This is a genomic window from Pseudoalteromonas sp. SWXJ133, assembly GCF_015864365.1.
GTDB lineage: Bacteria > Pseudomonadota > Gammaproteobacteria > Enterobacterales > Alteromonadaceae > Pseudoalteromonas > Pseudoalteromonas arctica.
This window is the reverse complement of the sequence record NZ_JADYXJ010000039.1, coordinates 1-21943: the sequence shown is the minus strand read 5'-3', so window position 1 is coordinate 21943 and position 21943 is coordinate 1. Positions and strand designations below refer to the sequence as shown.

General features: G+C 39.1%; 21 protein-coding genes and 1 tRNA gene. 15 read left to right on the top strand and 7 right to left on the bottom strand.

The window, feature by feature from the left end; translation table 11 throughout:
* Positions 1-316 precede the first annotated feature (316 nt).
* The 5 genes from I6F40_RS19185 (at position 317) to alr (ending at position 4854) form a co-directional block, all read left to right on the top strand.
* On the top strand, positions 317-865 hold the full coding sequence (locus tag I6F40_RS19185; protein WP_166379623.1) for an RNA polymerase sigma factor: 549 nt from the start codon (positions 317-319) through the stop codon (positions 863-865).
* On the top strand, positions 852-1334 hold the full coding sequence (locus I6F40_RS19180) for a hypothetical protein (RefSeq protein ID WP_166379621.1): 483 nt from the start codon (positions 852-854) through the stop codon (positions 1332-1334). Before I6F40_RS19185 ends, I6F40_RS19180 begins: the two co-directional genes overlap by 14 nt.
* A 9-nt stretch (positions 1335-1343) precedes the next feature.
* Complete coding sequence (locus I6F40_RS19175) at positions 1344-2282, top strand: DUF4097 family beta strand repeat-containing protein (protein WP_166379619.1); 939 nt, start codon at positions 1344-1346, stop codon at positions 2280-2282.
* Between the two features lie 113 nt (positions 2283-2395).
* Positions 2396-3775 (top strand): replicative DNA helicase, encoded by a 1380-nt coding sequence (gene dnaB / locus I6F40_RS19170; protein WP_007587308.1) that lies wholly within the window; start codon positions 2396-2398, stop codon positions 3773-3775.
* Positions 3775-4854, top strand: coding sequence for an alanine racemase (alr, locus tag I6F40_RS19165; protein WP_121954287.1), 1080 nt, complete (start codon positions 3775-3777; stop codon positions 4852-4854). The genes dnaB and alr overlap by 1 nt, the downstream gene beginning before the upstream one ends.
* A gap of 11 nt (positions 4855-4865) precedes the next feature.
* On the opposite strand, the gene I6F40_RS19160 is transcribed toward alr, so the two are convergent.
* Positions 4866-5105, bottom strand: coding sequence for a DUF2960 domain-containing protein (locus I6F40_RS19160; RefSeq protein WP_166379617.1), 240 nt, complete (start codon positions 5103-5105; stop codon positions 4866-4868).
* A gap of 107 nt (positions 5106-5212) precedes the next feature.
* Between I6F40_RS19160 and I6F40_RS19155 the strand changes: the two genes are divergently transcribed.
* Genes I6F40_RS19155 through I6F40_RS19145 form a run of 3 tightly spaced genes read left to right on the top strand, consistent with a single transcriptional unit; the run spans position 5213 to position 6937 of the window.
* Positions 5213-5464: a hypothetical protein gene (locus I6F40_RS19155; RefSeq protein WP_007587304.1), complete on the top strand. Its 252-nt coding sequence runs from the start codon at positions 5213-5215 to the stop codon at positions 5462-5464.
* Positions 5465-5503: 39 nt separating this feature from the next.
* Entirely contained in the window at positions 5504-6121 is a 618-nt protein-coding gene (gene pnuC / locus I6F40_RS19150) for a nicotinamide riboside transporter PnuC (RefSeq protein ID WP_166379615.1), read from the top strand.
* A 3-nt stretch (positions 6122-6124) separates the two neighbouring features.
* The gene (locus I6F40_RS19145; protein WP_166379613.1) at positions 6125-6937 is read left to right on the top strand and encodes a phosphotransferase; all 813 of its coding nucleotides are present in this window, start codon (positions 6125-6127) and stop codon (positions 6935-6937) included.
* Here I6F40_RS19145 and I6F40_RS19140 read toward each other — a convergent pair.
* Positions 6934-7116 carry a helix-turn-helix domain-containing protein gene (locus I6F40_RS19140; protein ID WP_166379611.1) on the bottom strand — a complete coding sequence of 61 codons (183 nt, stop codon included), beginning with the start codon at positions 7114-7116 and terminating at the stop codon, positions 6934-6936. The two genes, I6F40_RS19145 and I6F40_RS19140, sit on opposite strands and share 4 nt — an antisense overlap.
* Before the next feature lie 246 nt (positions 7117-7362).
* Between I6F40_RS19140 and I6F40_RS19135 the strand changes: the two genes are divergently transcribed.
* The 3 genes from I6F40_RS19135 (at position 7363) to I6F40_RS19125 (ending at position 8892) form a co-directional block, all read left to right on the top strand.
* A tRNA-Arg gene (locus tag I6F40_RS19135) sits at positions 7363-7437 on the top strand.
* 215 nt (positions 7438-7652) lie between these two features.
* Positions 7653-8186, top strand: a complete 534-nt coding sequence (locus I6F40_RS19130) for a hypothetical protein (RefSeq protein WP_166379609.1) — start codon at positions 7653-7655, stop codon at positions 8184-8186.
* A gap of 1 nt (position 8187) precedes the next feature.
* Positions 8188-8892 (top strand): NRDE family protein, encoded by a 705-nt coding sequence (locus I6F40_RS19125; protein WP_166379607.1) that lies wholly within the window; start codon positions 8188-8190, stop codon positions 8890-8892.
* Between the two features lie 120 nt (positions 8893-9012).
* Here I6F40_RS19125 and I6F40_RS19120 read toward each other — a convergent pair whose 3' ends face one another.
* Positions 9013-10776 (bottom strand): lysophospholipid acyltransferase family protein, encoded by a 1764-nt coding sequence (locus I6F40_RS19120; protein ID WP_166379605.1) that lies wholly within the window; start codon positions 10774-10776, stop codon positions 9013-9015.
* Positions 10777-11144: 368 nt separating this feature from the next.
* Here I6F40_RS19120 and I6F40_RS19115 point away from each other — a divergent pair, with 368 nt between their 5' ends.
* Positions 11145-12359 (top strand): HD-GYP domain-containing protein, encoded by a 1215-nt coding sequence (locus I6F40_RS19115; protein WP_166379603.1) that lies wholly within the window; start codon positions 11145-11147, stop codon positions 12357-12359.
* Here the strand turns inward: I6F40_RS19115 and I6F40_RS19800 are convergent.
* Positions 12319-12642, bottom strand: a complete 324-nt coding sequence (locus I6F40_RS19800; protein ID WP_166379601.1) for a hypothetical protein — start codon at positions 12640-12642, stop codon at positions 12319-12321. The genes I6F40_RS19115 and I6F40_RS19800 overlap by 41 nt on opposite strands.
* A 283-nt stretch (positions 12643-12925) precedes the next feature.
* On the opposite strand from I6F40_RS19800, the gene I6F40_RS19110 reads away from it, so the two are divergent.
* The gene (locus I6F40_RS19110; protein ID WP_166379599.1) at positions 12926-14167 is read left to right on the top strand and encodes an OmpP1/FadL family transporter; all 1242 of its coding nucleotides are present in this window, start codon (positions 12926-12928) and stop codon (positions 14165-14167) included.
* Positions 14168-14280: 113 nt separating this feature from the next.
* On the opposite strand, the gene I6F40_RS19105 is transcribed toward I6F40_RS19110, so the two are convergent.
* The 3 genes from I6F40_RS19105 to pepA all read right to left on the bottom strand — a co-directional run bounded on the left by I6F40_RS19105 (position 14281) and on the right by pepA (position 19298).
* Complete coding sequence (locus tag I6F40_RS19105; RefSeq protein ID WP_197193321.1) at positions 14281-17136, bottom strand: valine--tRNA ligase; 2856 nt, start codon at positions 17134-17136, stop codon at positions 14281-14283.
* A 53-nt stretch (positions 17137-17189) separates the two neighbouring features.
* Positions 17190-17636 carry a DNA polymerase III subunit chi gene (locus I6F40_RS19100; RefSeq protein WP_007587285.1) on the bottom strand — a complete coding sequence of 149 codons (447 nt, stop codon included), beginning with the start codon at positions 17634-17636 and terminating at the stop codon, positions 17190-17192.
* A 150-nt stretch (positions 17637-17786) separates the two neighbouring features.
* On the bottom strand, positions 17787-19298 hold the full coding sequence (gene pepA, locus I6F40_RS19095) for a leucyl aminopeptidase (protein WP_007587283.1): 1512 nt from the start codon (positions 19296-19298) through the stop codon (positions 17787-17789).
* Between the two features lie 309 nt (positions 19299-19607).
* On the opposite strand from pepA, the gene lptF reads away from it, so the two are divergent.
* A complete protein-coding gene (gene lptF / locus I6F40_RS19090) occupies positions 19608-20720 on the top strand; it encodes an LPS export ABC transporter permease LptF (protein ID WP_007587281.1) in 1113 nt (370 codons plus the stop codon).
* Complete coding sequence (gene lptG / locus I6F40_RS19085; protein ID WP_007587278.1) at positions 20717-21784, top strand: LPS export ABC transporter permease LptG; 1068 nt, start codon at positions 20717-20719, stop codon at positions 21782-21784. Before lptF ends, lptG begins: the two co-directional genes overlap by 4 nt.
* The last annotated feature ends 159 nt before the right edge of the window (positions 21785-21943 follow it).

The window sequence follows — 21943 nt, the reverse complement described above, 5'->3', positions numbered from 1 at the left end:
ACTCAGTAGTAAGGTGTAATTCTTTAATAAATTCAGACATAAAAATAGGCCACAACTTCTGTTGTAGCCTATTATGAGCCCTTTGAAAGATCGTTCAATTAGCTTAAACGATCTGCATTATGCTATTAGCACGGCTTTTTTGTGTCTGTAATTTGGCTAACTTTAATTAGTTAAGGGCACTGTTAAATACAACCTCGTACAAGCCCCTTTTTTATTCAATTATTTTTTCATTCCCTTTAAACCTTTTCGAACTGTTATTACGTCTAACTTATCAATACACTAACTCAATAATAATAATTAAAAGGCGACATCACGGATGTTACACGTTAAACCCGAACAAACGCCTTTATGCGAAGCTAAACTCATTGAGCGTGTTAAATCAGGTGATCAAGGCGCATACACAACGCTTTATGAGTTACATATAAAACGAGTCTACGGTTTATGTTTACGCTTATTAGCGGACCAAGCGCATGCTGAAGATGCAGCCCAAGAAGTGTTTGTACAGGTATGGCGTAAAATAGCGCAATTTGACGGTCGCTCGCAGTTTTCTACTTGGCTCTACAGCGTTGCCAGTAATGTTGCGATTAACTACTTACGCAAGCAAAAAAATTGGCTGCAAAAAGTAGTGATCATTGAACACTGCGGTATGGATGAGCAATCAGCTAATGACTGCAAAGGCTTAAATGGTCTCGATAAATTAATAGTAAGGCTTCCTGAGCGCGCACGTATGGTGTTTGTGTTGTTTGCAATCGAAGGTTACAGGCACGAGGAAATAGCCGAGCAATTAGGTATGGCTGTTGGTTCAAGTAAATCGCAATATCATCGTGCTAGGCAGCTACTACAAGAGTGGTATGAAAATGAATAAACCAAATTTTGACGACTATTTAAATGAGTCATTAAACACGCTTGATAAAGACATTACGCCACAAAAAGACCTGTGGGCGGGAATTGAGCGAGCAATGGTTAGTAATAAGCAGGACCTAAAAGGCTCTGCTATTTGGCCAAAACTAACAGCGATAGCTGCCTGCACATTAGCGGCTTTAATTGCTGTAAATCTATTTGTTATAGCGCCCGAGCCGCAACCCGTAGTGGCTATAAGTGATTATTTTTCGGCTCAAAAAAACAGTTTATTGGTTGAATATGAAAATAAAGAAGCATTGACCACTAACTGGCAAACGCAGCTACAAGAGCTTGAAAACGCAGAGCAAGCAATAAAGCAAGTTCTTGAAAATGAGCCACAAAACCAAGCGCTACTAACAATGTTAGCGCAAATATATCAACAACAACTTGATTTAATTAACAAGGTGCACGCGCCACGTTGGCAGCACATTTAGGAGTACGACATGAAAGCGATTTTATTAGGACTGAGCTTATTTCCGTTGGCGGTATTAGCGGGTGAAAAAATAGATAAGCAAATAGACGTACCAAGTGGCGGCACTATTTTTATTGAAAACCAACGCGGTGATATACATATTACAGGCTGGGATAAAAACGAATTTAAAGTATCTGGCGAGCTTGATGACAAAGCCGAGGGTTATGAGCTTAAAACAAATGGCGATAAAACTCAGTTTATTGTAAAAATGCCACGTAAATCAAATTGGAGTAATAATGGCGATGGCTCAAGCCTAACCATATTTATGCCTAAAAGCAGTAGTTTAGAGTTTGCTGGCGTTAATGTATCGGTGACTGCGAAAGAGCTAAAAAATGGCGCTGAAGTTGATGTGGTTAATGGCGAAATTACGGTAGATGATATTACTGGCAACATTAAGCTCACCACCGTAAATGGTGATGTAAATGCAGAAAACCTAAGTGGTAATATTCAATTTGAAACCGTAAATGGCGAAATTAACGATAGAGAATCAAGTGGTGAACTACGTTTTAGTGCTGTTAATGGCGATATTAAATCAACCTCAAGCGCCAATGATGTGCGCCTTGAAAATGTAAATGGTGATATAGATTTTACGCTATCGTCAATTAAAAACTTACGTATTAACACGGTGAATGGCGAAGCCGAAGTACATATTAAAGAGCTTTTAAAAGGCGGTGATGTACGTTTTGAATCGGTAAGTGGCGATGGTGATTTTTACTTTCCTGACAGCATATCTGCAAATTTTGAAATTAAAGCGCACGCTAATGGCAAAATCATTAATAAAGTTACTAGCGATAAAGTCAGTAAAGCTAAATACGGCCCAGCCAGTGATTTAGAATTTAGCATTAATGGCGGTAATGCTAATGTTGAAATGGATACAATTAGTGGACGCATAGAGCTTCGTATTAAATAACGCTCATTCACCTTCACGATTACAAAAAGCAGGAAAAGATTTCCTGCTTTTCTATTTGCACAGCCCCTTCAAGTCGATAGAATAGAGCCATTCAATTTTACTACTGTGAAGTTATGGCCAAACCAGATAAGCAAGTCGATACACTTAAAGTTCCTCCCCATTCAATAGAAGCTGAACAATCTGTTTTAGGTGGCTTAATGCTTGATAACCAAGCTTTTGACCGCGTAGCGGAGCTTGTTGTATCACAGGATTTTTATACCCGCACGCACAAGTTAATTTTTGAGGCGATGACGGCACTTGCTGAGATTGGCGATCCGATAGATTTAATCACTATTTCTGAAAGTTTAGAAAAAAATAATAAACTGGCAGGAATTGGTGGCTTTGCTTATTTAGCAGAAATAGCTAAAAACACGCCAAGTGCTGCTAACATTGACGCTTACGCAAGTATTGTACGCGAACGTGCTGTTGTACGTGAAATGATTGGCGTAGCGAACGAAATTGCAGAAGCAGGTTTTAACACCGAAGGGCGTACCAGTCACGACTTGCTCGATTTTGCCGAAAGCAAAGTGTTTAAAATAGCAGAGCAACGAACAAAAAATAATGAAGGCCCGCAAAGCATTCATAGCATCCTTGAAAAAACCGTTGATAAAATAGAAGAGCTTTATCAATCACCACAAGATGGTGTAACGGGTGTGAGTACAGGTTATGCCGATCTTGATAAAATGACGACAGGCCTGCAACCTTCTGACTTAATTATTGTTGCAGCGCGTCCATCTATGGGTAAAACCACTTTTGCGATGAACCTTGCAGAACATGCTGCAATGACTCAAGACAAACCAGTATTAATTTACTCTCTAGAGATGCCTTCAGAACAAATTATGATGAGGATGCTAGCGTCTCTTGGCCGTATTAACCAAACTAAGGTACGTACTGGTCAGTTAGATGATGACGATTGGGCACGACTTTCATCAACAATGGGCTTGTTGATGGAAAAGGGTAAAATGTACGTTGATGATGCATCGGGCTTAACACCTACCGATGTGCGTTCACGTGCAAGGCGTATAGCCCGCGACCACGGTGGCATTAGTATGATCATGGTCGATTATTTGCAGTTAATGCGTGTACCAAGCCTTGCTGATAACCGAACGCTCGAAATTGCTGAAATTTCACGTTCACTTAAAGCACTAGCAAAAGAGCTAAAATGTCCGGTTGTTGCGCTTTCGCAGCTAAACCGTACGCTAGAGCAACGTGCCGATAAACGCCCAATTAACTCAGATTTACGTGAGTCGGGATCGATAGAGCAGGATGCCGATTTAATCATGTTTATTTACCGTGATGAAGTTTATAACGAAGACAGTACTGACAAAGGTATTGCCGAAATTATCATAGGTAAACAACGTAACGGCCCAATTGGTAAAGTGCGTTTAACATTCCAAGGTCAATTTTCTCGCTTTGATAATTACGCGGGACCAGCGGTAGATGACGATTACTAATGCGCTTAGCCACTGCTGAAATTAATTTAGCTGCACTTGCGCATAATTTAGCGCAAGTTAAGTGCTTTGCACCTAACAGCAAAGTAATGGCGGTGCTAAAAGCAAATGCTTACGGGCATGGTTTAGTAACGATTGCGCAGCATTTAAATAATGCTGACGCATTTGCTGTGGCGCGTATAGATGAAGGGCTTGCCCTTCGAGCTGGGGGCTTAACAAAGCCAATAGTTTTACTAGAAGGCTTTTTTAACAAAGCCGACTTACCTATTTTACTCGCTAATAACTTTCAAACTATTATTCATGATGAATACCAATTAGCCGCGCTTGAAAAAGCAAAGCTCGATGCGCCAATAACATGCTGGTTAAAAGTAAATACAGGTATGCATCGACTAGGTATTGCGCCAGAGCAGTTTGAAGAGTTTTATAACCGCTTACAAAAAACACCTAACGCCAAAAATACCGTTAATTTAATGACACACTTTTCGTGTGCTGATGATGTTGATAATGCCAAAACGGTTCAACAAATCACGTTATTTGATAACTTAGTGAATGGCATTGACCAAGCACATTGTTTATCAAATTCTGCTGGTATTATTGCATGGCCGAGCGGTCATGGTGATTGGGTGCGCCCTGGGCTTATGCTATATGGCGTATCGCCAATGGCAAATAGTATTGGGCAACAACACAAATTAAAACCAGTTATGCGCTTAACTACGCGCGTAATTGCAGTGCGTAATGTACCAGCCAATGAGGCGGTAGGGTATGGCGGTCGTTGGAAAAGCGATAAACCAACCAAGTTAGCTGTTGTGGCTATGGGTTATGGCGATGGTTATCCTCGGCACGCTAAAGAGGGCACGCCAGTTGTAATTGGCAAGCAACGTTATGGTATTGTAGGTAGTGTTGCTATGGATATGATTAGCGTAGATATAGGCGCTAATGAGCATAATATTAAAGTGGGCGACAGAGTCACTATGTGGGGCCCTGAGCTACCAGTTGAAGAAATAGCATTATGCGCTGATACTATCCCTTACGAGCTATTATGTAATATTACACCGCGCGTAAGTTATGAGTATCAGCGTTAATACAGCTATATTTACTCTTTTATAAAGTAAATATCGCTAAAGCCCATACGGGCAAATTCTTGGTCGCGAAAGTTACGAACAGAAGCAGAGCCTTTTGAGGTCATTTCTATTTGCTGTACCATGCTTAAGTAATTAGTCAGATCAATACCTTCGGCGGCAGCAATTGCTCGATACATGTCGTGGTATTTATCTTTAGCGAAATTAATCTCGCGCGGTTCGTTTTTATATTTGTAGGTTATTCTACGTGCCATATTAAGCTCATTTCAATTGAGTATTGCAGCGATTTTACACTGTATTTAATAACGGCTCTAGCATTGAATGACTTGTTGTAATCGGTAATTAAAATAAAGAGTCAAAAATGAAATTATCAGTAGAGATCAGTAAATACCCACTTCACCAAGATTATATCCCGTTTATTCAAGGCTTTATTGACAGATTAAACGAATACGATGATTTAAAAGTGATTACTAACACGTTATCAACACAAATTTTTGGTGATTACGATTTAGTAATGCAGGTGTTAAATACCGAAATTAAACGTTCATATGAAGAATTTGGTAAAGCTATTTTTGTATGTAAGTTTCTCTCTGGCGACTTATCGCCTGAATAAGCTATAACAATCGGCACAACTAAACGGTAACTGCATAATATGGACTTTTTAACACAAACCTTAAGTGGTTTTACAGCAATGTCGCATTGGGAATATATTGCGGTAGGGTTGTCGATGGCTTATTTATTATTAGCAATAAAAGAAAGCTTATGGTGTTGGCCTGCGGCATTTTTTAGCACGCTCATTTATACAATAATGTACTGGAATGGCGCATTACTTATGGAGTCGTTACTTAACTTTTATTATATGTACATGGCTGTATTTGGGTGGGTTGTATGGCGTAAAGGCAAAGCTGCGAATTTAAATATTACATCGTGGTCAATAAACAGTCATGCTGTTTTAATTAGTTTAACAACCGTAGCTGCAATATCGATTGGTTACGTTATGCAAAACTATACTCATGCCGATTTTGCTTATCTTGATAGCTTTACAACGTGTTTTGCCGTAGTAACTACTTACTTAGTGGCTAAAAAAGTCCTCGAAAACTGGTTGTACTGGATTGTAATAGATGCCGCTTCTATGTATTTATATTACGAAAAAGGCTATTACCCAACGCTAGCACTCTTTATATTTTATACCATTATGGCAGCGTGGGGCTTTAAAACCTGGTACGAAGAGTACGAACAAAGCCAAGCTAAGCCTCTAGCACAGCTTTAATCAATGATTGCATATACTCAGTTAATAAAAATGTGTAGTGCGTTTATAGAGCCTACAAGCATTGTTTCAAGCGAGCGATTACTTAATGGCTTTAGTAACGATAATTTTTTAATACGTACCGAGCAACAAGGGTATTTGTTAAAGTGTTATAAAAGCCATTGGCCAAGTGACGGCCTTGAAGCGCAGCGCTTTTTAAGTGACTTTAATATATGTCCTGAGCCTATTTGGCTTGATAAAGAAAATTGTCGTGCGGTATTTAATTATATTGAAGGCAAGAGCGCGCAATTGGATATAACGCTTAGCTTTATTAATAAACTTGCTCAAGTTCACAATTACAATGTGTCCACCGCACGAATGGATATAGCTAAAGAGCTGAATTTTTACCAAAGCACTGATGTGTATACTCGCTATAAACCTCAAATAGAGCAAGCATTAAAAGCGGTTGCAGCAATGCAATTTAATGAAGGCTTTTGTCATAACGATTTAGTAAAAGACAACATTATTGTGAATGCTTCAGGCATGTATTTAATTGATTTTGAATACGCACAAACTAACGATGTGTATTTTGATTTGGCAGCCCTTGCAGTGAGCTTTAATCTTAATGAGAGCAGTGAAAAAGCGTTGTTAAATAACTATAAAAATAGCATCGATAAAACAAGCAAGCTTAATCTTTCAATGGATAAGTTGAATTATTATAAGGTGTTTTTTTTAGTGTTATGTATTGGCTGGTATGAAGAGCGCAGCATAACTAATAAATCTGTAATGTTACGTGCGCAGCTAACTAAACTCGTTAATAATACTTTTTGTAGAAGTTAAAGACCACCAAAGCGCTCGGCGAGCTCTTTGTATTTTGTTACTTCGGCTGTATCAAATTGTGGTTCACCATTTTCATCTTCTGATTTAGCAATTAATAAACTTTCTCTAGAGAGACGTTTTACACGCTCTACTTTTACACCTAAAAACTCAGCAACTTGCTCAGTAGACATTAAATTCATCGTTATTTCCTCGTATTAAATCAATCTACACAGCGACAACCATAGTTGTAATGTTTATAAATAGTCGCTGTTTTCTTCTTAATATGAATAAATAGCGTGTTTTTGAGCTATTGTGAAGTGTTTTATTTGAAATAGCTTAATTAACGAGCATACAAGCCAATGTTACTGGTATTTACTAAAATATATCTTTATCATTGCCTGTGCTAAAGCACTGATATCGCGAGTTGGTGCGGCGGCAACAAATGTGCTCTCGTGGTGAAATGGATATCACGTGGCCCTCCGGAGGCTGAGTTGTAGGTTCGATCCCTACCGAGAGCGCCATTTGCTTTTACATGTACTAATATTCCCCTCTGTGTTACCGAGCTTCTCATTAATTACTTTTGTATTTAAAAATGCATTTGCTGCATAAACTTTGAAAGTTAATTTTAAAAACAGCTTTCTAGTTATTTATACAATGCAAAATTGCATTATTCAAAATGTTATCTAACGTTATGTATGAATATACGACAAAATTATAAATGAGGAAAACCGATTCAATGTTAAATAGTCAGTTAGAAATACTCGCTCAAGGACATGCTTATCTTGAAAGTGTAACTAAAGAGGATTATTCGCAAATCGTTGCTCCTAATTTTATTAGTTCAGCTGGGTCGCATATGCGCCACATTATCGATCATTACCAATCTTTAATGACGGGCTTTGGTATAAACAATATTGATTACGATAGTCGCCTACGCGGCAGTAATATTGAAAGTAACCCCTGCGAAGCTATAAAAAAAATCGCCGAAATAGCATCGTGGATTGAACAGCTAAGTACAGATGATTTTAATAAACAGCTATTACTTTCAAGCGAAGTTTCAATTAAAAGTAAAAATGTACAAACTGTAACAACTTCATTAGCACGAGAGCTTATATTTGTAGGAAGCCATGCAGTACATCACTATGCAATGATTTCACAAATTACCTTTGCACAAAAAGCATCATTCGACCAGAATTTTGGGTTAGCACCAAGTACAGCCACTTTTTTGAGAGAAAAAAGCCAACAAAGCCAATCAAAATCATTGCGAAGTTAATATGTGCACTTTAAGTTACTTCTTAACTGATGATGGCTACGAGTTGTTTTTTAATCGTGATGAGCAAAAAACGCGAGAGATGGCAATCGCCCCGAGTAAGCACACAGGTAACGCAATTTATCCTATCGATCCGCAAGGGGGGGGAACTTGGCTTGGTGTATCGCATTGGGGGCAAACATTAGCTTTATTAAACGATTATCAAAGTGTATTTGATATAACTGCCGTAAAGCATAGTAGAGGCCTTTTAATCCCGCATTTACTAAGTAGTAAAATCCCTGCATTGTCTCAACTACAAAATATGGATTTATCGGGTTATGCGCCTTTTAAATTATGTATTTTTCCGGATAAATTATCGCTAAATAATAGTCACATCGCTTTTGTGCGGTGGGACACAAAACAATTAATCGATTGCCAAGTTGAATCGCTTGCAACGTCATCTGGCGTTGAGCTAGAAACTGTTACACAAAAGCGTAAACAACAATTTAAGCAACTTATTGATTTAAGATATCCTGCAAGTGAGCAATTTTTAGCATTTCATTACAGCAAGGCTGATCAAGGCCAATATGGTGTAAATATGCAAAGAGAAGATGCAATGACAGTCAGTATTAGCCATATTAAAGTTGGTAACACTATACGTTTCAATTATTTTGATAAGCAGTCTCAGCTCATTAGCAGCATTAGTTGTTTAAAAGTGGCTGCAGCTTAACTAAATATTTTTATAGCCATAACTATTACATAATTAAAAACAAAAAAGTCGATGCAATTAATTACATCGACTTTTTTGTTAACTGTATTTTACCTGCTGTATTAATACAGCAGGTAAAAATTATGAGTGATTTATATAATCATCTTTTTTGTCACCAAGGTAGAGCTTAAGTAGCTTTTCAGGTGCACTTGGTAGGTGCACACTTAAAAGCAATCCTGGAGTGTGATTAAAGTTGCTATCAATCCCCATACAATGAAATTGAGCGCCTAGCTTATGATATTGCTTTAATAAAATTGGTATGTCTTTTTTATCTTCTTCTATTCCCATAACCAATGTTGATACATGATCTATGTTTAACGTGTGATCATTAATGAAGTCTTCAAACTCTGGGTGAACTTTATTATTAAAAGGCGTATTGGCGCTAACACCTTGTTTATTATTAACCATTGCATGATCAATAATTGCGACAGAACGAGGGTCATAAAGCTTACTTAATGAAACCGTGCCATATAAAGTCCTATAGCGTGGGTTTTGCGCCATAAACGCACCAATCCCTTTAAATAGCAGTAATAAGCCATGGTAACTGCCTTGATGTTTTTGAACTATAAACGAGCGACCCATTTCCAAGCACGGCTGTTGTTGATTAATAAAAGAGGGTTCGAAATTAAACATTTGTGATAAATAAAGGGCGCTTACATCGCTATCTTTTTGTAATAAATCAGTTTGTCCAATTCGATAAGCACCAATGATTTCTTCATTTTTATGATCAAAAATAAATAAATGCATGTAAGTTGCGTCAAACTTATCGGTATCACATGGCTCGCCGCTTCCTTCGTTCAATGTACGAAAGGTTATTTCTCTAAGGCGTGTTATTTCAGCAACACAATTAGGTATTTGCTCTTGATAACCGTAATAAACGGAGTAACTTTTAAACTCTAGTAAGTGCTGCTCGTTTGCTAAGTTAGCAAGTTCACTCGCCATTTTTGTTTTATCAACACCCTGCATAATAGCTTTGAGCTTTGTTGATTGGTTATCGTTTTGCCAAGGTGTTATAAAGCGTTCATCGTTTAAATAGCAAAGCAGGCGTGCAATATCATTAATATCGTCAGTTTTCTCAAATTTATTTAATAACTTGGGTGTAAGTAAATTACCTGCACCTAAATTAATGGACCTTTTTTGAATTTTAAGTAATTCACGTATTAGCATTAATAATCTAAATCGATAGTAAATGCGTCCTAAACTGTAAAACATAGGGCTGTTTTGACCACTAATAAATACAGGCAATAAAGGAGCCTGTGCTTTTAAAGCTAGTTGAGCCGCTAAGCGATTCCATTGTCCGTCGGTTACACGCTGTTTTTCAGATTGAAAAAATGACACTCTGCCAGCGGGGAAAACCACAAGTAAACCATCGTTATTTACATGTTTAAAACACTGTTTAATTGCACTGGTATTAATGGCTGCTTTTGGTTTTAGTGGATTGGCAAAAATAAAATAGTCTTTAATTTCTTTAAATATTTTTAAACCAACGTTAGCCATTACTTTTGTATCGCTACGATAATGGGTGAGCAATTTTGCAATTATTACGCCCTCAATCATGCCGTAAGGGTGGTTACATACCACTATGCAAGGGCCTTGCTTTGGTATTTTGTTAATAACACCTTGTGCGCCAAGTACATTAATACCCAATACATTTAAAAGCTTTTCACTAAACTCTTGTTTATCTAAACCGGATAAATTATTAGATAGGTAAATATCTCGCAGTTTATTCATACCCAATAGGCTATCGAGCAGCGGAGCGGCTATTTTTAGTACATGACTTATAGGGGAAGCGATGCTTATTGCCGCTACACTTAAGTTTGATACAGGGTGGTTTAGTTTTGTCATATACGTTAATGCTCTTAAATATTTGTAGCTGTTGTGTGTATTTAGACCGAAGAAAAGCAATGTTCCGTTCAGATTAGGTTAATTAACATGATAAGAACAATATTATGTTTAAATTAGGTTGATTAATGTAACAAAAATAATATTTAAATGGTTTTTCTAGTACTTAAAATCTGTATTCAAGTGAGGAATTGAAATTGGATTTCAATTTTTCTGAGCCAAAATAAAAACTGCATAGCGACAGAATAATTATATAATTAGCCATCCTTTTTGGTTATATATCACTACTTATAACTCAAAAACTAGACTTTTAAGCTTAATTAATGCTATTTATGGTATATATATCTTAACTGTAAAAAAACCTCACCTTTATGCTAATTACTTTGCCTGTGTCTGAGCTCACTCCTGGTATGTACGTTGATCGCGTGACTAAGCAGCACGAGGGGATCGATAGCATTAAAATCAAGACCAGTGGTATGGTTAATGATAGCTCTATTGTCAAACGACTAATTTCTGAGGGAGTATTAGAGTTACTTATAGATTTTGCTAAAGGCGATGTGCCGGTTCCTTCCAAATATAAGTCCCAAAGTAAACATGAAACATTTAACAGTCAGGAACAAGCAACCAAAACATCTATAGTAATAACGCTTGAACAAGAATTTGCTAAAGCAAGTGTAAATTACGATCAATATGGTAGAAAACTTCAATCGTTGTACAGTGATTTAACTTCAGGTCTAACTATAAATATAAGAGCTCTTGATGAAATAGTAAGTGAAATAGTTGATTCTATTTTTCGTAACCCAAGTGCTATGACTATTCTTACTCGTATAAAAGATAAGCACAGCTATAATTGGCGCCACATGATCAACTGCGCCATTTTTACTGCCGTATTTGCTAAATATTTAGGGTATGAGCGAGCTGATGTGCAAGAGCTTGCTATGGGCGCATTAATTCATGATTTAGGCCAAGCTAAACTACCACAAGGCATATTTTCAAAGCCAACTAAATTCACTAAAAATGAGCTTGCAGCAGTTAAAAAGCATGTCGCACAAGGGTTTGGCTTACTTAAGGAGGAGAAGAAAATAACACCGCTTATGCTCGATATGATAGTAAACCATCATGAGCGATTAGATGGTTCGGGTTATCCTCGAGGAATAGAATCTGATAAGTTAAGTCGTCCAGCGCGTATTATGGCTATTGTAGATGTGTATGATGCAATAACTGCTGACAGGCCGCATCAAGATGGTGATGAGCCCATTAACGCTTTGCGATATCTATTAGCTAATAAACAACAGTTTGATGCTGAACTTGTACAGCACTTTATTAAGTGTTTAGGAGTACACCCAGTCGGAACAATAGTAAAACTTACCAATGATCGCTTAGCGCTGGTACTGGAAGGTAATACACTTAACCCTATAAAGCCTAAAGTTAAGTTGTTTTATAATGCTAAACATAAGCATCAGGTTACACCAAAAGATATAGACTTAAATGGGAATGCGCAAGAGGTTAAAATACTAGCCAGCGTTAAGCCCTTAGACTATCAGATTAATTTGTCTCGCCTGCTAAAAGAGCACTTGCTGAACTAGCTTTATTGCATTGTCTTTTTTTAGTCTGTTTTGCAGAAATAAATGCACCTAAAAAGCAACTTCCCATCAGTGTGAGCCATAACAAAGTACCTAACTCTACATGCAATGCAAAACAACAAAGTGCTAAAGAAATCAACGCATTTAACATTGCCCCTAACCAATAATGGTTTACGGGGTTATCGCATTGCCCAGCTTGAGTACATGCACAGTAGTTTGCTTTGTAAAAGCAAAATACACTCGCCCCACAAAATATTAACCCTGTAATAATAAATAAAATGATCACAGTTTAACTTCCTTTGCGATTTTATAATAAGTGTAAGTTGCGTCTAACCCCAAGTCAATCTAAATGATAATTAATTACATTTAGAGTCTTTACTCTAATACCACACTTCTCATCCGATGAGTTTTAAATAGTTGTTAAAATGTCGTTAAAAAACATGTTTTTTACTGTTTTTTGACGCATTCATAGGGTTTTTTACAAAAAATTAAGGTAGTGTAATCACGTTTTAAATCCTAATAACAACACACATAGTACCCAGACAGTCAGTTTGGTTAAGGACTCAACAATGAAATTTTCTAAAACTCTTATTGCAGCTTCGCTCGCATTTGTTTCGGCTGATAGTTTTGCAGCTGCGTTTCAATTATCAGAACAAAATGCATCGGGTTTAGGCCGTGCATACGCTGGTGAAGCTTCTATCGCAGACGACGCGTCTGTAGTTGCTCGTAACCCTGCACTAATGACTTTATTTAAAGACAAGCAACTAAGTGTTGCTGCAATTGGCGTAATTCCAGATGTAAGCTTAGAAGGCGAAAGCACTAATAACGGTATCGATCCAAGTGCATTAGATGACGATAGCATTGCACCAAGTGCAGTGGTACCAGCAGCTTACTTTACTATGCCTTATAACGATAAAATCTCACTTGGTTTTGGTGCGTTTTCAAACTTTGGCTTATCAACTAAATTTAATGATGACTACGCAGCAGGCCAGATTGCGGGTGAGACTGAGATTTTTACAGTTAATATGAATGCAAGTGTTGCCTATAAAGTAACTGAGCAGTTTAGTTTTGGTGTTGGCCTGAATGTAATTTATGCTGATGCAACTATAGTTCGAAAAATAGGTGTAAACCCTTTTGGCGCTCCAAGTTCAACGAACGTTGTTGATCTTGAGGGTGATGATACTGGCTACGGTTTAAATGTAGGCCTAATGTATCAACTTGATGAAAATAGCCGTTTTGGTTTTAATTATCGTACAGAAACAGATATAACATTTGAAGGAACTTATTCAAGCGCTGCACGTGGTATCGCTGAGCGCTCAGGTTCTGTTGATATTACTCTACCCGCTATCGCTGAATTTTCTGGTTCACATCAGTTAGATGAAAAGTTAGGTTTACACTACAGCGTACTATGGACTGGATGGAGTAGCTTTGACAAATTAGAAGCTGAAGTTGGTTTACCACCAGAGCAAGGTTTTGAAAAAACAGAAGACTTCTCTGATTCTTTGCGCTACTCAGTAGGTACTGATTACCAGTTAAATGAAGACATACTACTTCGTGCTGGTGTTGCATTTGATGAGTCGCCGGTATCACAAACGCACCTATCAATCTCTATTCCTGATACAGACCGTTTCTGGTTCTCGTTTGGTGGTAACTACACAATTGATCAAAACTCTAATGTTGATCTTGGTGTGAGTATTATCCGTGGTAAAACACAAACGTTTACAGAAACTGATGACTCAGGTAGTCAGTGGGCTTTTGAATCTAAAGGTCACGCAGTACTAGTTGGTGCTCAGTACAACTACAAGTTTTAATGTAGAAGTGTCTTGTGGTTAATCACAGGGCACAAAAAAGCCGCTCACTTTAATTAAAGTGAGCGGCTTTTTTAATGCCTATTAAATAGTGTTAATAGGCATAATAACTAAAATTATAAGCTTTCTATTTTAGTTTTTTGCTCAAGTAGCTTAGTTTTAGCATCGCTAAATTCAGCCAGTTTTGCATTTTCTTTAGCAAGTACCGCTTCAGGTGCGTTGTTTACAAACTTTTCGTTAGCAAGTTTGTTTTGCACTTGTGCTAGGCCTTTTTCTGCTTTTTCGAGTTGCTTATTAATACGCGAAAGCTCGGCTTCCACATCAATTAAGCCCGCCATTGGGATCATGATCTCAAGGTTGCCAACATAAGACGTGGCACATGCTGGTGCATCGTCTTTGTTTTCAAGCATTGTAAACTCTTCAATTTTTGCAAGTGATGCTAAAAATGATTTGTTTTCTTCAATGCGTCGCACGTCGTCGCTCGATGCATTAGCAAGTAATACGCTAAGTGGTTTACTTGGACTAATATCCATTTCACCACGAATATTACGAATAGCTAAAATAAATTGTTTAACCCACTCTAAGTCGTCCATTGCTTTAGCATCAACGCTTGCTTCATTATATACAGGGAACGGCTGAACCATAATGCTGGTGTTTGCTGTTTCAAGGCCTGCAAGTGGTGCAACACGCTGCCAAATAGTTTCAGTGATGTATGGCATCATTGGGTGCATTAAACGCAGTAAGCTTTCAAGTACGGTAATAAGTGTATTACGTGTACCACGTTGCTGCGCTTCATTACCTTTAAATAATACCGGCTTAGTTAGCTCTAAGTACCAATCACAAAACTGGTTCCAAGTGAATTCGTAAAGTGTGTTAGCAGCTAAGTCAAAACGGTAGTTATCTAAATGCTCTGTGTAGGTTTTAACGGTTGCTTCATATTGACCTAAAATCCAGCGGTCAGCTAATGAAAGCTCCGTTTGAGCCCCGTTTGCAAAACCACAGTCTTGCTCTTCTGTATTCATTAATACGTAACGGCTCGCGTTCCATAATTTGTTACAGAAGTTACGGTAACCTTCAAGGCGGTTCATATCCCAGTTAATATCACGACCGGTAGATGCCATTGCAGCAAGGGTAAAGCGAAGGGCGTCGGTGCCGTGTGCTTCAATACCGCCTGCAAATACTTTACGCGTATCTTTTTCGATTTTAGCGGCAAGTTTTGGCTGCATCATATTACCAGTACGTTTTTGTACTAGGTCTTCAAGTTCAATGCCGTCAATCATGTCTAGTGGGTCAAGTACGTTACCTTTTGACTTAGACATTTTATCGCCATTGTCGTCACGTATTAAGCCAGTTACATATACGGTTTTAAACGGAACTTGTGGTTTGCCATTTTCGTCTTTTACAAAGTGCAGCGTCATCATAATCATGCGCGCAACCCAGAAGAAAATAATATCAAAACCAGTTACCAACACGTCAGACGGGTGGAAGGTTTTTAAATCATCGGTATTTTCTGGCCAACCTTGTGTAGAGAACGTCCAAAGCGCTGATGAGAACCATGTATCAAGTACGTCTTCGTCTTGGCTTAGCGTTACGTTATCTGCAATGTTGTTTTCACGGCGTACTTCAGCTTCGTCGCGACCAACAAATACGTTACCTTCATTGTCGTACCAAGCTGGGATACGATGACCCCACCAAAGCTGGCGTGAAATACACCAATCTTGTACGTCGTTCATCCACGAGAAGTACATGTTTTCGTATTGCTTAGGTACAAATTGAATATCGCCGTTTTTAACAGCGTCTTTTGCCGGTTCAGCAAGTGGTGCAACACGTACATACCATTGATCGGTAAGTAGTGGCTCAATTACAACACCAGAGCGATCGCCGTAAGGAACCGTTAAACCATGGTCTTCAATTTTTTCAAGTAAGCCAAGTTCTTCAAATTCTGCCACAATTGCTTTACGCGCTGCAAAACGATCAAGGCCGCGCAAGCGCTCAGGAATTGGCGCATCAAACTCAATTTCTTTACCGTCAAAGGTGTATGTTTCACCTTGGGTTAAAATAGCGGCGTCTTTATCGAAAATGTTGATCATCGGCATTTGATGACGTTTACCCACTTCGTTATCGTTAAAGTCGTGCGCTGGGGTTATTTTTACACAGCCCGTGCCTTTATCTTTATCGGCATGTTCGTCAGCAACAATTTTAATACGACGATTAACGATGGGTAATAAAATATCTTTACCGATTAAATCTATGTAGCGTTCGTCATCTGGATTTACTGCAACACCTGAGTCGCCAAGCATAGTTTCTGGACGCGTTGTTGCTACTACAATGTAGTCTTTTCCGTCTTGTGTTGTAACGCCATCAGCTAGTGGGTAACGTAAGTTCCACATGTGGCCTTTTTTGTCTTTGTTTTCAACTTCAAGATCAGAAATAGCCGTATGTAACTTAGGATCCCAGTTTACTAGGCGTTTACCACGGTAAATTAGGTTTTCTTTATGAAGGCGTACAAACACTTCTTTAACGGCTTCAGATAAACCATCATCCATTGTAAAACGTTCACGATCCCAATCAACCGATGCGCCAAGGCGACGAAGTTGCTTGGTAATAGTGCCGCCTGATTCTTTTTTCCATTCCCAGATTTTATTAATAAAATCTTCGCGGCCTAAATCGTGGCGTGTTTTACCTTCTTCAGCATGCAGTTTACGCTCAACCAACATTTGCGTTGCAATACCTGCGTGGTCAGTACCTACTTGCCATAATGTGTTGTTACCTTGCATACGTTTAAAACGCGTCAAGGTATCCATTATTGTATCTTGGAAGGCGTGGCCCATGTGTAAGCTACCAGTGACATTTGGCGGCGGGATCATAATTGAATATGGTACGCCTTTGCCAGATGGCTTAAAGTAGCCTTTTTGTTCCCAGTCTTGATATAGAGACTGTTCAATATCTTGCGGATTGTAGGTTTTATCCATTACACAGAACCTTAAATAAGTACTTAAATTAGTTGGTTAGTTTGCCTGATTGGCTAGCTATTAATATCTTGCGTGGTGAGATTGGCACCGAGTTGGCGTAGCTTTTTAAAACGCTCGCGGGCTGCTTGTTTAGCCGCTGCTTCTACGGGTACAAAATCAAAAACTTGGTTAAACCGACGAATGTAATCCGGTAACTGAGTAGCCAAGTTAATTAAAACTTTACGATTGCCAACAGGTGGCGTAATACCAATTTCTACAGGTGCGCCGCCTTTAGGGCCTTCACCTTGTAAATTATGTGGCACAAAACTATCTGGATCGAATGCCCAAATTATTTCATCAATGGCACAGGCTGCTTCGTTATCGTTAACACAAATAAACACACGCTGCCCATTTCGATACTGATCGGCCGCAATTTGAGCAGCCAAAGCAAAATGATCGTCAGCCTTCGCTTTAGACTCATCTTGTTGCTTTAGAACGAAAAATTTAGCGTTCATGTTCATTGTATCGGGGTTTCCCATGACATTGAATGTATACCAAATTGATATACATAAATTAAGAGGCAGATTTTGCCATATAACGGGGTTTGCTTCAATTAATACACAAATAAATAAGGCGCCAAATGGCGCCTTATAAGTAGCTAAACAGTGTGTTTAATCTTGAGCGGCTTCACTTACGCCAGCTCTATTTAATAAATACTGAGTAAGCATTGGTACAGGACGACCCGTTGCGCCTTTTTTAGCGCCACTGCGCCACGCTGTACCGGCAACATCTAAATGCGCCCAATGATACTTTTTAGTAAATTTAGACAAGAAACATGCCGCAGTAATAGTACCCGCAGAGCGTCCACCTAAGTTTGTAAAGTCAGCAAATGGGCTTTCTAGCTGATCTTGATAGTCATCCCATAACGGTAACTGCCATGCACGGTCGCCACTTTGCTCAGACGCTTTTAATAAATCGTGTGCAAGTGGGTTATGGTTTGATAGTAAACCAGTCGCATGCGCGCCAAGGGCTACAATACAAGCGCCAGTAAGTGTTGCTACGTCAATAACCGTATCCGGGTTAAAACGTTCAACGTACGTTAGTGCGTCGCACAATACTAAACGACCTTCAGCGTCGGTGTTTAACACTTCAACTGTTTGCCCCGACATTGTTGTTAAAATATCACCCGGGCGATACGCGTTTGAGCCAGGCATGTTTTCACAGCCAGCTAAAACACCAATAACGTTAATTGGCAATTGCATTTGTGCAAGTGCACGCATTGCGCCAATAACACCTGCAGCGCCGCCCATGTCGTATTTCATTTCGTCCATGCCTTCGCCTGGTTTTAATGAAATACCGCCTGAGTCAAACGTTAAGCCTTTACCAACAAGTACAATAGGGGCTTGGTCGTCAGCGGCGCCTTTGTAGTTAATAATCGACATAATTGATTCGTTATCACTACCTCGGCCAACAGCTAGGTAAGAATTCATGCCTAGTTCTGCCATTTGCTTTTCGCCAATAATATCAACAGTGATGTTGTCAAAATTAGTTGCCAACTCTTGTGCTTGCTCGCCTAAGTACACTGGGTTACAAATATTTGGTGGCATATTGGCCACGTCTTTACACAGCTTACTACCTGCAGCAATGGCTAAACCATGCTCAATGGCACTTTCGCCAATCGTTAGTTCGCGTCGTGTTGGTACGTTAAACACCATTTTACGAAGTGGACGACGAGGGTCTACTTTTTTACTTTTTAATTGGTTAAACGTATATAAGCAATCTTGCGTTGTTTCTACTGCTTGACGAACTTTCCAGTAAGTGTCGCGACCTTTAACGTGTTGTTCTGTTAAAAAGCAGACTGCTTCCATAGAGCCTGTTTCGTTTAAGGTATTAATAGTTTTAGAAATAATTTGTTTATATTGCTTATCATCAAGCTCGCGCTCTTTGCCACAACCAACAAGCAATATGCGCTCGCTTAATACATTGGGTACATGATGCAATAATAAAACTTGGCCTGGCTTACCTTCTAAGTCGCCACGGCGAAGTAAATTAGAGATATAGCCATCACTAATTTTATCGAGTTGTTCACCAATGGGGGATAACCTACGTGGCTCGTAAACGCCAACCACAATACATGCGCTGCGCTGTTTTTCTGGGCTACCACTTTTTACGTTAAATTCCATTGTCACTCCTGATTTTGAGTCATTTAAGTTAGTAAGTTGGGGCTAAAAAAGTATTTTCTAGTCTTATCTACGTAACTTATGTAAGGATAATTCTTATTTTAGCTGATTTTGCTAGACTCTTACTGTGTAATTGAACTTTATATGCTTAAGGGCTACTAATGCAACATTATATCGTGCACTTAGGTAGGATAATTAAATTTGATGGCTTATAATAATAGCCTATTTGCCGGTATTAATTGGGTAAAATAGCTATTTAACTATTCAATTCTCACTATCTTAGTGAAATTCCATGTTTAACAGGGGCGAGCATTGCTAATTTTCCGTTATTTGACCGCTGAGGTTTTAAAATCGCAGGTCGCCGTATTTTTAACTTTAATGACAATATTTTTGTCACAAAAGTTAGTTGGTATTTTAGGTGATGCCTCTGAGGGCAGCATTCCTGCTAAATTAGTGCTATCGATGATTGCACTAAAGCTTCCACAACTAGCCTCGCTAATACTTCCGCTGAGTATATTTTTAGGCATTATTTTGGCTTACAGCCGTATTTACGCAGATAGCGAAATGACCGTGCTTAAAGCCTGTGGCGTAAGTGAATGGTATGTTGTGCGCGTAACGCTTATATCAAGCGTTGGGCTTGCTATATTAGCCGCTGCATTGACTATGTATATAGCGCCGTGGGCAAGCGAGCAAGAGTATCAATTGAAAGAACAAGCCAAAGCCGATGCAGGGTTATCTGCACTAAGAGCTGGGCGGTTTCAAGAAACCGGTAACGAAAAAGCCGTGGTGTTTATCCATAATATTGAAAAAGGCGGCAAAGAGCTTAATAAGGTATTTGTTGCACAGTTACCTGATAGCGAAAAAGGCAATCTAGCGCGCTTAGTATATGCACAGCAAGGTGTTGTGGTTGAAGCCGTAAATGGTGAGCAACAGCTAGTACTAACAGACGGTAAACGTTACGAAACAGACGGCACTACGCCTGCACTTAATTTAACAGAATTTGATGGTTACAGCGTACAAATACGAGAACAAGAAATAGAGCATCAACGCCGTAAATTAGAGGCTGTGCCAACTAACCAATTATTGGCTATAAACACTCCTGAATCTATTGCTCAATGGCAATGGCGACTCGCTATTCCGTTATCAATCCCACTACTTACCTTACTGGCAGTGCCGCTAAGTGTGGTTAATCCTCGCCAAGGTAAATTTGCAAAACTAGTGCCAGCTATTAGCTTGTACTTAGGCTACTTTATTTTACTAAATGCCGCTAAATTTGCAGTTGAAGATGGCAAAATCCCGCCTTCAATCGGCTTGTGGTGGATTCACCTAAGTGCCCTGTTTATAGGTGGGTTATTAATTATAAAAGGGCGACCACTGGGCGCTTGGCTTAAAGCCGTTGTAACTAAGCGGGAGTTAGGCTCATGATGAAAACGCTTGATTGGTATTTAGGCCGCAGTATTTTACAAACTACTGGCTTTGCATTGTTGGTACTTGTTGGTATTAGCACCTTAATTAAATTTATCGACCAGTTGAAGTCGGTAGGGCGCGGCAGTTACGACTTAATGACCGCAATGCTTTACACGCTTTACACAATACCTGGCGATTTAGTGGTGTTTTTTCCGATGGCTGCGCTAATTGGAGGCTTAACGGGTTTAGGGGCACTTGCCTCAAACAGTGAGCTGGTAGTGATGCAAGCCGCCGGTATGTCGCGCTTACAAATAATTGGCTCTGTGATGAAAACAGCCATATTTATGGCTGTATGCATGATGGCTCTTGGCGAATGGGGTGCACCTGAAGCGCAATTACACGCTAAAGAAATGCGTAACCAAGCAATACATGGCGGCGATGTGTTTAATACACAAAAAGGTGTATGGGCTAAAGACGGCAATAATTTTATTAATATTGAAGATGTTGATGAAAACGGCAGGCTCAACGGGGTACACATGTACCACTTTGATAAATCGTTAGAGCTTACCCAAATTACTAAAGCAAGAGATGCACTAAGCCGAAAAGAAGGCTGGCTGCTTCGTGACGTAAATAAGGTTATTATTACTAGCGAAAAAACCACAACAGAGCAATTACCAGAAGAGTTTTATCCTTCGCAATTGACCGCTGAAAAGTTAGGGGTTGTTTCGGTAAAACCGGAGTCACTTTCATTTACTGGGCTTTGGTCGTATTTAAGTTACTTAGAGCAAAACGAACAAGACACAAGTACCTACGAGCTTGCTCTATGGCGTAAGTTGATGCAGCCAGTATCTGTTGCGGTAATGCTGCTGGTGGCGCTCTCGTTTATATTTGGCCCGCTGCGTACCGTTACTATGGGCGCACGCATTATTATGGGTGTTGTAACGGGGATTGTGTTTCACTTAACTAATGAAATATTTGGCCCTGTCGTTATGGTTTACCAAATACCTGCCATTATAGGGGCGGTATTACCCAGTATTATATTTATAGGCTTTGCGACATATTTGATGAATAAACGGGTATAGATTTACCTATTCAAAGCATGAAAAAGGGTGACCACTGGTTAATGCAGATCGTTTAAGCTAATTGAACGATCTTTCAAAGGGCTCATAATAGGCTACAACAGAAGTTGTGGCCTATTTTTATGTCTGAATTTATTAAAGAATTACACCTTACTACTGAGT